Origin of the sequence: Peribacillus sp. NPDC097198 (assembly GCF_044762055.1) — a bacterium.
Taxonomy (GTDB): domain Bacteria; phylum Bacillota; class Bacilli; order Bacillales; family DSM-1321; genus Peribacillus.
The window spans coordinates 1-13040 of the sequence record NZ_JBIWDO010000022.1 but is presented as its reverse complement, the minus strand read 5'-3'; the positions used below and the strand labels follow the sequence as shown (position 1 = coordinate 13040).

The 13040-nt window shown below is 40.8% G+C and carries 13 protein-coding genes, 1 tRNA gene, 1 other RNA gene and 1 other annotated feature; of the genes, 11 read left to right on the top strand and 4 right to left on the bottom strand.

The window, feature by feature from the left end; translation table 11 throughout:
- Positions 1-140 precede the first annotated feature (140 nt).
- Positions 141-1106: a YaaC family protein gene (locus tag ACIQXQ_RS20610; protein ID WP_402876120.1), complete on the bottom strand. Its 966-nt coding sequence runs from the start codon at positions 1104-1106 to the stop codon at positions 141-143.
- A gap of 112 nt (positions 1107-1218) precedes the next feature.
- Here ACIQXQ_RS20610 and guaB point away from each other — a divergent pair, with 112 nt between their 5' ends.
- The 4 genes from guaB (at position 1219) to ACIQXQ_RS20590 (ending at position 6032) form a co-directional block, all read left to right on the top strand.
- Positions 1219-2682: an IMP dehydrogenase gene (gene guaB, locus ACIQXQ_RS20605; protein WP_402876122.1), complete on the top strand. Its 1464-nt coding sequence runs from the start codon at positions 1219-1221 to the stop codon at positions 2680-2682.
- 173 nt (positions 2683-2855) lie between these two features.
- On the top strand, positions 2856-4172 hold the full coding sequence (locus ACIQXQ_RS20600; RefSeq protein ID WP_402876124.1) for a D-alanyl-D-alanine carboxypeptidase family protein: 1317 nt from the start codon (positions 2856-2858) through the stop codon (positions 4170-4172).
- 67 nt (positions 4173-4239) lie between these two features.
- Positions 4240-4467, top strand: a binding site (T-box leader).
- Positions 4468-4529: 62 nt separating this feature from the next.
- The gene (serS, locus tag ACIQXQ_RS20595) at positions 4530-5810 is read left to right on the top strand and encodes a serine--tRNA ligase (protein ID WP_402959838.1); all 1281 of its coding nucleotides are present in this window, start codon (positions 4530-4532) and stop codon (positions 5808-5810) included.
- Between the two features lie 129 nt (positions 5811-5939).
- A tRNA-Ser gene (locus ACIQXQ_RS20590) sits at positions 5940-6032 on the top strand.
- A 121-nt stretch (positions 6033-6153) separates the two neighbouring features.
- Here the strand turns inward: ACIQXQ_RS20590 and ACIQXQ_RS20585 are convergent.
- The 3 genes from ACIQXQ_RS20585 to ACIQXQ_RS20575 form a co-directional block, all read right to left on the bottom strand.
- Positions 6154-6825, bottom strand: a complete 672-nt coding sequence (locus ACIQXQ_RS20585; RefSeq protein WP_402876127.1) for a deoxynucleoside kinase — start codon at positions 6823-6825, stop codon at positions 6154-6156.
- Positions 6812-7462 carry a deoxynucleoside kinase gene (locus ACIQXQ_RS20580; protein ID WP_402959836.1) on the bottom strand — a complete coding sequence of 217 codons (651 nt, stop codon included), beginning with the start codon at positions 7460-7462 and terminating at the stop codon, positions 6812-6814. The genes ACIQXQ_RS20585 and ACIQXQ_RS20580 overlap by 14 nt, the downstream gene beginning before the upstream one ends.
- A gap of 153 nt (positions 7463-7615) precedes the next feature.
- The gene (locus ACIQXQ_RS20575; protein ID WP_402959835.1) at positions 7616-8164 is read right to left on the bottom strand and encodes a cysteine hydrolase family protein; all 549 of its coding nucleotides are present in this window, start codon (positions 8162-8164) and stop codon (positions 7616-7618) included.
- 137 nt (positions 8165-8301) lie between these two features.
- Here ACIQXQ_RS20575 and tadA point away from each other — a divergent pair, with 137 nt between their 5' ends.
- The 7 genes from tadA (at position 8302) to ACIQXQ_RS20540 (ending at position 12674) form a co-directional block, all read left to right on the top strand.
- Positions 8302-8808 carry a tRNA adenosine(34) deaminase TadA gene (gene tadA, locus ACIQXQ_RS20570; RefSeq protein ID WP_402959834.1) on the top strand — a complete coding sequence of 169 codons (507 nt, stop codon included), beginning with the start codon at positions 8302-8304 and terminating at the stop codon, positions 8806-8808.
- Positions 8809-8950: 142 nt separating this feature from the next.
- Positions 8951-9215, top strand: an RNA gene (ffs, locus tag ACIQXQ_RS20565) — signal recognition particle sRNA large type.
- Between the two features lie 163 nt (positions 9216-9378).
- Positions 9379-11067 (top strand): DNA polymerase III subunit gamma/tau, encoded by a 1689-nt coding sequence (gene dnaX / locus ACIQXQ_RS20560; RefSeq protein WP_402959832.1) that lies wholly within the window; start codon positions 9379-9381, stop codon positions 11065-11067.
- A 21-nt stretch (positions 11068-11088) separates the two neighbouring features.
- The gene (locus ACIQXQ_RS20555; RefSeq protein ID WP_402876141.1) at positions 11089-11406 is read left to right on the top strand and encodes a YbaB/EbfC family nucleoid-associated protein; all 318 of its coding nucleotides are present in this window, start codon (positions 11089-11091) and stop codon (positions 11404-11406) included.
- Positions 11407-11466: 60 nt separating this feature from the next.
- Positions 11467-12063: a recombination mediator RecR gene (gene recR / locus ACIQXQ_RS20550; protein WP_402876135.1), complete on the top strand. Its 597-nt coding sequence runs from the start codon at positions 11467-11469 to the stop codon at positions 12061-12063.
- A 20-nt stretch (positions 12064-12083) separates the two neighbouring features.
- Complete coding sequence (locus ACIQXQ_RS20545) at positions 12084-12302, top strand: YaaL family protein (protein ID WP_402959830.1); 219 nt, start codon at positions 12084-12086, stop codon at positions 12300-12302.
- Between the two features lie 102 nt (positions 12303-12404).
- Entirely contained in the window at positions 12405-12674 is a 270-nt protein-coding gene (locus tag ACIQXQ_RS20540; RefSeq protein ID WP_402876139.1) for a pro-sigmaK processing inhibitor BofA family protein, read from the top strand.
- Positions 12675-13040: the final 366 nt, after the last annotated feature.

Genomic DNA, 13040 nt, shown 5'->3' with positions numbered 1-13040 from the left:
CGCCGATGGTAGTTGGGGGTTTCCCCCTGTGAGAGTAGGACGCCGCCAAGCCATTTCAAAGGTCAGCCATTAGGCTTGGCCTTTTTTTGTGTGCAAAAAAGGGGTGTATGCCCCTAGTGACTTATGATCTTTCAGGGATTTCACCGACCAAGACTTCCAGGTTTAAGCCATTCGAAGACTAACAAAGGTATCTTGGCTTGGCTTATTTTAAGGAACTGCACAATAGAGGGGTAATCATCATTCGGCATCGTTTTCAGGAGTTCTGCCCACCATTCTGTTTCATAACGAGCTATTATACTAAGGTTGTATGAGATTAAATAATGAATCAGGAGTTCAGGTAGTGAAAAAGCCGGTGAATTCTTATTGAGTGATAGCATAAAAAGTTCAGCCTCCATATTGAATCGCATAGGAGAGGGCCCATTCATGCCGAGTGGCCCATCTACTTTTAATGATAGCTTCCCCTTCATCTCTTTCAAGTCAGTTACTTCTTTCGTTTTACCCTTCATGAATTCGAAGAAACGGTCGGTCGTCATTTGGTAGCTATCGAGTATAGAAGAAGGTAGTTCAAAACTATCATGGATATAAACGGGCGTGATGAAATTTGTTTTGGAATGGGTCCACGCAATCGATTGCAATTCAGGAATTTCTGCCAATAAGGATTCCATCGAAAACTTCTCCCCTTCCAAATGTTTAATATGGAATAAGTTTTCGGCAACCGAAGTGAAAAGTCCATTCTTCTGTGTTTTTACTTCATCCTTTAAAAAATCATATTGCTGTTTTTTTCTTTTCCTTGTCGTGACTCCATGGGCAAGTAAAGAGGTAGACTCCGGATAGTTAGGATTAACGGTAAGGAGGCAGGCTTTTAATAAATGGGTAAACCCATAAAAGGATAATATTGGTTGTATGCAAAGAGGTGCTTTGGCTGATTGGTTATAGTAGATTTTAGAGTGCTCAATATAGTAAATGAATGGGTAACAGTTTTCATAACTTTTTTTTTCGGCATCTTCTATTTTTCCTTGGGTATAACGTTTTTGTAAAAAAAGTTGAGAAGAAGTAGCCGAAAAAAAGGGGGTGAATTTATCGAAATTATCATTGTTTTCAGGCATAATGAGTACTCCTTTTAATTAATAGAATAATCAAACATTTCATTCTTATCTTGACAGTAGTATAACCAATTGATAACCTACAAATAATATTTTTAAGTAGGAGGGGAAAAAAATGTGGGAAAATAAATTTGCAAAAGAGGGTTTAACTTTTGATGATGTCCTATTAATACCGGCAAAATCAGAGGTTTTACCGAAAGATGTTAATCTTCAGGTCAATCTAGCAGAAAATTTAAGGCTTAACCTTCCTATCATCAGTGCAGGAATGGATACCGTAACAGAAGCTGAAATGGCAATTGCGATGGCCCGTCAAGGTGGATTAGGTATCATTCATAAAAATATGTCGATTGAGGCTCAAGCTGAACTGGTTGATAAAGTAAAACGGTCAGAAAGTGGTGTCATTACGGATCCATTTTTCTTGACGCCCGATCATCAAGTGTTTGACGCAGAGCATTTAATGGGTAAATACCGGATCTCAGGTGTTCCTGTCGTTAATAATGAAGAGGAACAAAAGCTCGTTGGTATCATTACAAACCGTGACTTGCGATTTATTTCCGATTTCTCCTTGAAAATTTCCAGTGTAATGACTGTGGAGAATCTTGTGACGGCCCCGGTTGGAACAAACTTGGAACAAGCTGAAAAGATTCTTCAAAAGTATAAAATTGAAAAACTACCTCTTGTAAATGATCAAGGCGTATTAAAGGGCCTTATTACAATTAAAGATATTGAAAAAGTCATCGAGTTTCCTAATTCCGCTAAAGATAAGCAAGGTAGACTACTTGCAGGTGCAGCGGTGGGAGTAACCAAAGACACAATGAAACGTGTAGAAATGCTAGTGAAGTCTCAAGTAGATGCTATTGTACTAGATACGGCACATGGTCACTCTGCTGGGGTCCTTAACGTAGTAAAAGATATCCGTGAGGCTTATCCTAATTTAACAATCATCGCAGGAAACGTTGCAACTGCCGAAGGAACGAAAGCTTTAATCGAGGCAGGAGCCGATGTTGTTAAAGTGGGGATCGGACCAGGTTCAATTTGTACTACTCGGGTGGTTGCCGGTGTGGGTGTCCCACAAATCACCGCTGTTTACGATTGTGCTACAGAAGCAAGAAAGCACGGTAAAACGATTATCGCAGATGGAGGAATTAAATACTCGGGCGATATCGTCAAGGCACTTGCTGCAGGTGGTCATGCCGTTATGCTAGGTAGCATGTTAGCCGGAACAACTGAGAGCCCTGGAGAAACGGAAATTTTCCAAGGACGCCGTTTCAAAGTATATCGGGGAATGGGTTCCGTTGCTGCTATGGAAAAGGGTTCTAAAGATCGGTATTTCCAAGAAGATAATAAGAAATTCGTGCCAGAAGGAATTGAAGGCAGACTTCCTTATAAAGGGCCACTATCAGAAACCATCTATCAGTTAATTGGTGGAATCCGGTCCGGTATGGGTTATTGCGGAACTGGTTCATTAGAAGAGTTGAGAGATAATGCTCAGTTTGTTAAGATGACGGGTGCTGGATTAAGAGAAAGTCATCCACATGATGTACAAATTACCAAAGAAGCTCCCAATTACTCTATGTAATCAAATTAACATATGATTGTCATAAAAATTTATTGTAAAAATAGACAGGGTCTTCGATTACTCTGTCTATTTTTTTTATTTTTTCTGTGATAAACTAGACAAAGTGTCAAGGGGATTACATAGAATTCTTTGTATTCTATAGAGATAAGCTTAATAGTTGGAGGTATTGGAAATTGAAAAAAATCAGCAAGATTACTCTCGTTTTCACTTTTGTCTTTGTTCTTGTTATGTCACAATTTGCCTATCAACCACAGAAGGCTCAAGCTGAAACTGATTTAGGCTTAAAGGCAGAGGCTGCCATCATCATTGATGGAGTAACAGGGCAAATCGTCTACGAAAAAAATGCCGATAAAGTTTTAGGCATTGCTTCTATGTCAAAAATGATGACAGAGTATATCATCATGGAAGCGATTAAAAATGGGAAAATCACTTGGGATCAAAAGGTTAAAATAAATAAGTATGTTCACGATCTTTCAAAGGCACCGAACTTGTCGAATATTGGCTTAACTGAAGGAGAAGATTATACAGTTAAGGAACTATACCAAGCTATGGCTGTCTATTCAGGAAATGCTGCAACAGTAGCTCTTGCGCAGCTAATTTCTGGCAGCGAAAAGAATTTCGTGAAATTGATGAATGAAAAAGCTGGTAAATTAGGACTGAAGCATTATAAATTTGTTAACGCGAGTGGTTTAAATAACTCGGATCTTTTAGGGGAATACCCTACTGGTAAGGCTGATGAAGAGAATGTCATGACAGCTAAAGATACGGCACTTCTTGCTTATCGTCTAATTAACGACTATCCGGAAGTATTAGATTATGCCAGTATTTCTAAGCTGAAGTTCCGAGATGGAAAAGAGTATTCTAATTTCAACTGGATGTTACCTGGTCTAATTTTTGAATATGAGGGTGTAGATGGACTTAAAACAGGTTCTACAGACTACGCTGGTTACGCTCATACGGGCACAGTCATCCGAGATGGGCAGCGTTATATAACGGTAGTGATGAAATCCACTACTAAAAACGAACGTTTTGCCGATAGCACTAAGCTGATGAATTATGCATACAGTACATTTAAAAAAGAAAAAGTCCTTCCTGCTAATTACGAAGTAAAAGGTAGCAAGAGCCTGGCTGTCGTGAAAGGGAAGGAAGACAGCATTAAAGTTCAATCTAAGAAAGCGATTGAAATGCTAGTCGAAAACGGCGAAAAAGATCAATATAATACTAAAGTTGTAGTTGATAAAAGCAAGTTGAATAAAGATGGTAAGTTAACAGCCCCAATCAAAAAAGGGGAGAAGCTGGGTTATATCGCTGTAACTCCTAAGCAGGGTGAAGATTATGGATTTATTAACAGTGATACAGCGAAAGTCGATTTAGTGGCTGCTGAAACTGTTGATAAAGCTAACTGGTTCGTATTATCAATGCGCGCAATCGGTGGATTCTTCGGTGATGTATGGAGCAGTGTAGCCTCTACGGTTAAAGGCTGGTTTTAATTTTCGTGTATAAAATGGTTGCGTAATGTGTAAAATTATAGTACATTATGGAAAACAATTTGATTTCGAGAAAACCATGACAGGAAAAAGTAATAAGTGCTTCTTTCTTAAGAGAGCCGGTGGCTGGTGCAAATCGGTGTGAGAGTCTTATGAATCCCTCCTGGAGTAAAGTATGGAACGCCTTTACTAGGTTAGTAATTACTTTCGGCTAAAAGCCGTTATCGTGATAAGTGGAAGGTGTTTTTTCGTACACCTTTAACTAGGGTGGCAACGCGGGTTAACTCTCGTCCCTTCTTCAGGGGACGGGAGTTTTTTGCGTTCTCGAGTAAAATCATCAGTAAATAAGGAGGAAATGTAATGTTGGACTTGAAATACGTAAGAAATAACTTTGAAGAGTTAAAGAATGTTTTGCAATTCAGGGGAGAAGATTTGACCGATTTGGGTAAATTCGAGGAACTGGACGTTAAACGCCGGTCTTTAATTGCGGATACAGAAAAGTTAAAAAGTAAACGAAATGAAGTATCTCAACAGGTAGCCGTTTTAAAACGGGAGAAGAAAGATGCAGACCAACTGATTACGGAGATGCGTCAGGTTGGCGATCAAATAAAGGGGTATGACGAAGAACTACGTGAAGTAGAAGCAAAATTAGAGAAGTTGCTCCTTTCTATACCGAATATTCCACATGAAAGTGTTCCAGTAGGAGAAACGGAAGACGATAACGTGGAAATTCGCAAATGGGGTGAATTGCCGGAATTCACATTCGAACCTAAGCCCCATTGGGATGTGGCTGGTGATCTAGGAATACTGGACTTCGAAAGAGCTGCGAAAGTGACGGGTAGTCGTTTTGTCTTTTATAGAGGTCTTGGTGCCCGTTTGGAACGTGCATTGATTAGCTTTATGCTGGATTTACATGTCGAAGAACATGGATATGAGGAAATGCTGCCTCCTTATATGGTCAATCGTGCAAGCATGACAGGTACAGGACAGCTGCCTAAGTTCGAGGAAGACGCATTCAGAATTGAAAGCGAGGATTATTTCTTGATTCCTACTGCGGAAGTACCGGTTACCAACTTCCATCGTGATGAAATCTTGAGTGCCGATGATCTGCCAATCAGCTATGCGGCATATAGTGCATCTTTCCGTTCAGAAGCAGGTTCTGCAGGCCGGGATACACGCGGGTTAATTCGCCAGCATCAATTCAACAAAGTGGAATTAGTTAAATTCGTGAAGCCGGAAGATTCATACGCAGAATTAGAAAAGCTTACAGGTCATGCCGAGAAAGTTCTTCAATTACTTGGATTGCCTTACCGAGTCCTGAGTATGTGTACGGGTGACCTTGGATTTACTGCCGCTAAAAAATATGACCTTGAAGTATGGATTCCAAGCTATGGAACCTACCGGGAAATCTCATCATGCAGTAACTTTGAGGCATTCCAGGCTAGACGGGCCAATATCCGATTCCGTCGTGAGGCGAAAGGCAAACCGGAACACGTTCATACATTGAATGGATCGGGTCTTGCCATTGGACGGACAGTAGCCGCTCTTTTGGAAAACTATCAACAGGAAGACGGCACGGTCATCATCCCTGAAGTATTACGCCCGTATATGCGTGGTGCGGAAGTCATCAAGCCAAAATAATGTTTAAAATCATAATGTGGACCAGACCCCGAAAAGGGTAATCTGGTCCACTAATAATTATTTTAAAAAAGTGTTCTAAGAGTGCTTGACTTCTTTTGTGAATCGGTGTAATATAATAAATGTTGATACGGAGGTATACCCAAGTTCGGCTGAAGGGATCGGTCTTGAAAACCGACAGGGGAGTCAAATCCCGCGGGGGTTCGAATCCCTCTACCTCCTCCATAACTTATTAATAACCACAGCGCATAAATTGGATATCGTTGTCCCGTTACAGAAATGTAACGGGATTTTTGTTTTCTGATATAACATAAAAACCATTGGCACCAATGCCAATGGTTTTTATTTATTTATTACGTAGTAAACGGGTTTGTTCCATGTATTCAGCAATCCGTTTTATAAGAGGTTCGATGCTAGCTTCATCATGCATAAGATCATATTCATTAATGTTTAAACGAAGGACCGGACAGGCATTGAATTGATTGATCCATTCCTCGTAACGATTGTGCATTTCCTGCCAATATTCAATCGGTGTATGCTGTTCCATCGGACGTCCACGTACTTGGATTCGATTAAGGATATCATCGATTGAACCCTCAAGATAGATGACCAAATCGGGGTGGGGGAAGTAAGGTGTCAGCACCATGGCGTTGAACAGGCTGGTATACGTTTCGTAGTCCACTTCATTCATAGTGCCTTTTTCATAGTGCATTTTCGCAAAAATCCCCGTATCTTCATAAATGGATCGGTCCTGAATGAAGCCGCCGCCATACTCGAAAATCTTTTTCTGCTCTTTAAACCGTTCAGCGAGGAAATAGATTTGCAGGTGGAAACTCCAACGATCAAAATCATCATAGAATTTATCAAGATAAGGGTTGGCATCCACCTTTTCAAAAGATGTCCTGAATTGCAGGGCATCCGCCAAGGCGTTCGTCATCGTCGATTTACCTACGCCAACCGTACCGGCTATTGTAATGACAGCATTGTTCGGGATATTATACTTTTTACGCAAGTTCATGTGGTACTACTCCTTTTTGCAGGGCATTCTCTATTTGGTTAATCATCATATTTAGATCGTTCTTGTTCCCGACGAAGTCTAAATCATCCCCATTAAATGTGAGGACGGGTATGTCTGGGTGCTTTTGCTCGAACGTTTCCATGAATATTTGATAATCTGAGGATAGCTGTTGTAGGTAACTAGGACTGATATTTTTTTCGAATTCACGCCCTCTTTTGCTAATTCGAGTTAAGAGTGTGTCTAAACTAGCATTCAAATAAATGACCATATTTGGCTTCGGCATGTCTCGAGTTAAAATATTAAATATTTCAATGTATTTATTGTACTGTTCGTCCTTTAACGTTCGTTCTGCAAAAATCAAATTCTTGAATATATGATAATCAGCCACCACGGCTTGTTCATTGGTGAGAAACTTGGTTTCGATATCTTCTAATTGCTTATAACGGTTACATAGAAAAAACATCTCTGTTTGAAAGCTCCACTCATCGATATTATCGTAAAATTTCCCGAGAAATGGATTTTCATCAACGATTTCTTTCAATAAAGAAATGTTGAAGTGATCAGAAATTACTTTTGCAAGTGATGTTTTTCCCACACCAATTGGTCCTTCGACAGTGATAAATGGGATGGTTTTCATCCATTCTGTCCTCCTTCAATGAGGTATCGGACTGAAACTTCCAGTTTGTTATGTTTTTCAGCCAAAAGATATTGTAACACAACTGGGAGGATTCTGTGGTATTTTGTTGGTTCCAAATTGTAGAGAATGACTGGTAAGCACGAAGGAAAATACTCAAAAATCCAATGAACTTTTCTTTGTAGAAGCTTTAAGGACGTGGTTCATCATGGTCAGTGCATAATAGTTATCATCCTTTGAGGCAGAAGCGATACAATCTTCAGGAACCCATAATTCATATTCTCTCATATAAGCATCGTTGGCTGTGAAAAGGACACAGATGTTACCGGCAATCCCTGTGAGGATCAAACGTTTTACATGAAGTTGATGGAGAAGCGTGTTCAGCGCCGTTCCATAAAAAGCGGAATGCTTCGGTTTGATTAAGAAGAACTCATCTTGCTCTGGTTTGATTCTTTCTATTAGATTAGCATTTCTTTCATTTTTGCAGGTCTCGATGATTTTATTGTAATCGGCCTGCCATAACTTATAGTGATCGTTAATATAAATGATTGGATAGCCATTTTCTTTCATATATCTTTTTAATTCTATTATCGGTTTCATGATAGCTTTAGTATGTTGAAGGAGCATATCACCATTATCGAAATTAAAGTCATTGATCATATCGATAATCAGTAGGGCGATTGAAGGGGAATCAGGTCGGTTCATGTAGTATCCTCCTTAAGTATGCAAAATTACTTGCGACAGGTAGCTGCTTACGGTACTATTCATTAGAATAAGTAGTTGACCTTTATTTTGTCTTATATTTGTCTATTTACTCCTACTTAGTAAAAGGGGGTTTTTTCATGAAAGATGATATATATTATATGAATGTAGCCTTGGGTGAAGCCGAGAAAGCGCGTCAACTGAATGAAGTACCAATCGGGGCCGTAATAGTTATAGAAGACCGGATCGTTGCGAGAGGTCACAATTTACGGGAAACCGACCAAAACGCGATAGCCCATGCGGAGCTGCTTGCCATCAATGAAGCGTGTGTGGAACTTGGTAGTTGGAGACTTGAAGAGGGGACGCTTTATGTCACACTGGAGCCGTGCCCGATGTGTGCTGGCGCAATTCTGCAGTCAAGGGTGAAACGGGTCGTATTTGGTGCCCATGATCCAAAAGCAGGCTGTGCGGGAACCTTTATGGACTTACTTCAAGATCAGCGGTTCAATCATCAATGTGAGGTTACGAGCGGTGTGCTCGAAGAAGAGTGTGGCGGGATTTTAACAGCTTTCTTTAAACAACTGAGGAATCGAAAGAAAGCGCTGAAGCAAAAGAAAAGGGAAGAAAGCCAGGTAACAGAAAATTAATGACGTGAAACTAAGAGTCAGTTTTTCACCCCCTAAAAAATGGAGCATTGCCATTCCATGCCCAACACTTGCGTTTTTTTTATAACCTTAGTATAATAAGATATGCGTCGTAGTGACGCTATGAATATTGGTCTCACATTTGCCGTGCTAGACGGGGAGGTAGCGGTGCCCTGTACTCGCAATCCGCTCTAGCGAGGTTGAATTCCTTCTCGAGGTTAGCATTCTGTAGGGTCTGCCTTAAGTAAGTGGTGTTGACGCCCGGGTCCTGCGCAATGGGTCTCCATGAACCATGTCAGGTCCGGAAGGAAGCAGCATTAAGTGGAAGTTCTCATGTGCCGCAGGGTTGCCTGGGCTGAGCTAACTGCTTAAGTAACGCTTATGGTTGCTAATCGACGGAAGGTGCACGGCAGTTATTTTACATAATCAAAAAACTCATTCGTAAAGGGTGGGTTTTTTTGCGCGTTAAGAAGGTAATTCGGTTCATCGGAGCATTTTTCTTTAATGGATTTTGAAATTAAGGAAACCAGTACGGTATAATAGAAATGATGGAGAAAATAAGGAGGGATTTCCGTGGGGTATCAGGCATTATACCGAGTGTGGCGGCCACAACAGTTCATTGATGTTGTTGGACAGGGGCATGTGACGAAAACGTTGCAGAATGCTCTTGTCGGGCAAAAAGTTTCCCATGCCTATTTATTCTCGGGACCGCGTGGGACAGGGAAAACGAGTGCGGCCAAAATACTTGCAAAAGCAGTTAACTGCGAACATGCGCCTACAAGTGAACCCTGTAACGAATGTGCTACTTGCCGCGGAATCACCGATGGCTCCATATCAGATGTTATTGAAATAGATGCAGCATCCAATAATGGCGTCGAAGAAATCCGTGACATTCGTGATAAGGTCAAATATGCACCGAATGCGGTTACATATAAAGTTTATATTATTGATGAGGTACACATGCTTTCGCAGGGGGCGTTTAATGCCTTATTAAAAACATTGGAAGAACCACCAAAGCACGTCATTTTCATATTGGCGACGACTGAACCTCATAAAATTCCATTAACGATCATTTCCCGCTGTCAGCGATTTGATTTTAAAAGAATACAACCACAGGACATTGTCGGACGGATGTCACAAATCATCGCCGAGAGTGGGATTTCCTGTGATGAGCAGGCTCTTCACATCATTGCCAGAGCAGCCGAGGGCGGGATGCGTGATGCGCTTAGTCTACTTGACCAGGCCATTTCATTCAGTTCCGAAACGGTATCGGTGGAAGATGCTTTAACGGTAACGGGCTCCGTGTCTCAATCGTTCTTAAGTAGATTGGCGAAAGCGATATACGATAAGGAAGTTGCCGTGGCTCTTGAAGTCCTTGATGAATTATTGGCTATGGGAAAAGACCCAGCCCGCTTCATTGAAGATATGATTTATTATTTCCGTGACATGCTTCTGTTCCAGGCTGCCCCATCTCTTGCAGAATCCTTTGAAAGGGTGTTGATTGACCCGCAATTCAAGGAGTTGGCAGAAGTGATCCCTTCTAAATCGATCTATTCGATTATTGAAAGTTTCAACCAAACGCAACAAGATATGAGGTGGACGAACCATCCCCGTATATTCCTGGAAGTTTCCTTGGTGAAGCTATGTAATGAGCAAAAGCCTAATGAAATGGATAACGGGAAGGTCCAACAATTGCTTCAAAAGATAGAAGCGTTGGAAAAACAAATGATGGATTTACAGCAAAATGGAGTTGCTGCCGTTGTTTCTGAAAAACGGGCGGAACAGGCAAAACCCCAACGGTCGATGAAAAAGGCTTACAAGGCGCCGACGGGAAAGATAAACCAAGTATTGAAGCAAGCCACGAAACCTAATTTACAGGGTGTAAAGAGTAAATGGGGGGAAGTGCTTGAACAGTTAGGGCAGCAAAACCAAAAGTCACTCGCGGCTCTGTTGACGGAAGCGGAACCTGTTGCTGCGTCTACGGAAGCTTTTGTGGTAAAATTCAAATATGATATTCATTGCCAAATGGCGATGGAAAATAACCGTTTCATAGAAGTGATCGCCTCTATCATGCAGCAATTAACTGGTCATCGTATGGAGATAGCCGGAGTTCCGGAGAGTCAGTGGCAGAAGTTGCGGGAGGATTTTATTTCAACACAACAGTTTGAAGGCCCAGAAGAAACGGAATCAAAAGAAGAAGACCCTTTCATAGCCGAAGCAAGAAAGTTAGTCGGAGATGATTTGCTCGAAATTAAAGAATAATTGGAGGTAGGAAAAATGGGTATGCGTGGCGGTAATATGCAAAATATGATGAAACAAATGCAAAAAATGCAAAAGAAAATGGCAGAGGCACAAGAAGAGTTAGGTGAAAAGAAGATTGAAGGAACAGCTGGTGGCGGAATGGTAACGGTTATTGTAACCGGACATAAGGAAATCGTAGATGTCATTATCAAACCGGAAGTCGTTGACCCGGATGATATCGATATGCTGCAAGATCTAGTGTTGGCTGCTACCAATGATGCTTTGAAAAAGGCAGAAGAACTAACAAGCCAAACGATGGGACAATTCACCAAGGGAATGAACCTTCCAGGCATGTTTTAAGCAAGTTTAAAAGAAACTTCCTTTCAAGGGGGTTTCTTTTGAAATTTTAGGAGGAATTTGATGCATTATCCAGAACCGATTTCCAAGCTTATTGATAGCTTTATGAAATTGCCGGGGATAGGGCCGAAAACTGCGGCTCGATTAGCCTTTCATGTACTGAGCATGAAAGAAGATACTGTTTTGGATTTTGCGAAAGCGTTGGTGAATGCAAAGCGAAATCTCATGTACTGTACAGTATGCGGGCACATAACGGATCAGGATCCTTGCTATATTTGCGAGGATCAAAGAAGAGATAGGGACTTGATATGTGTAGTGCAGGACCCTAAGGATGTCATAGCCATGGAAAAGATGAGGGAATTCAATGGCCTGTATCATGTATTGCATGGCAGTATTTCGCCAATGGACGGTATTGGTCCGGAAGATATAAATATTCCTGATTTATTGAAGCGACTTCAAGATGAAACGGTACAGGAGGTCATATTGGCCACGAATCCTAATATCGAAGGAGAAGCGACGGCCATGTACATTTCCCGGTTGCTTAAACCATCGGGAATTAAAGTGACGCGGATTGCTCACGGACTTCCGGTTGGAGGGGACTTGGAGTATGCAGATGAAGTGACTCTATCAAAAGCAATAGAAGGAAGAAGAGAAATATAAGATAGCTTGGAGGACTCCGCGTGTTCTTTCGTAAAAAAAAACAGCTTCGAAACGAATATAATGAGGCGTTGATAGGGGAACTTGAACAGTTGAAAAGGAATTGGCATAACCAAAAATCCTTACTTGAAAAAAGTGTAGACCCATCTGTAGAAGTAATCGCACAAACGAGGTTAGCGGAAGTGAAGTATTTCTACTTATTTAGAGAAGTGAAAAGAAGAAATGTACGCATACAAAGATGATAGACCGTGGTTATAAGGGGTTTCCTTTATAACCATTTTTTTGGGCCGGTTCTTTATCTATATCATCCAACATATAAGTGTAATACAAGCTTGTGGGGAGGTATGAGATTGGAACCAATTGTTTTTGTGGCTGTAATTGGCGGTTTGATTCTTGTTCTTTTAATTATAGGAGCACCATTGAAACCCATTCGATTTATAGGACAAGGCATTATAAAAGTCATCATTGGGGCAGCTTTTTTATTCTTCCTTAATATGCTGGGTAATCAAGCGGGTATTCATGTCCCGATCAATTTAGTGACCTCTGCGGTTGCTGGACTGCTTGGGATACCGGGAGTTGCTGCTCTAGCGGCTATCGGATACTGGATAGTATAGAAGTGAAAGCGGAAGGTGTTGAAAGAAGCTTCAAGGAAAACTCCTTGAAGCTTCTATTGATTTAACGAAAGTGGAGGCAAGCCATGTATTTTTTATAAAATAGTAAAATATCTATTGACGAAAATAAAACAACCTGATAATATATTAGGAGTCGCAACAATGACAAACAAATTAATAAACATTCAATCAACAAAACAACATAAATAAATGTTGACAAGAGCTTGGATGCGTGGTAAGATAATAAAGTCGCTTACGAGGTAAGTGATTGAATAATTGCTCTTTGAAAACTGAACAAAACAAAGCGCCAACGTAAATTTTGAGTGAGCACACACTATAAAAAAGCAAAATGAGCAAGTCAAACATTTC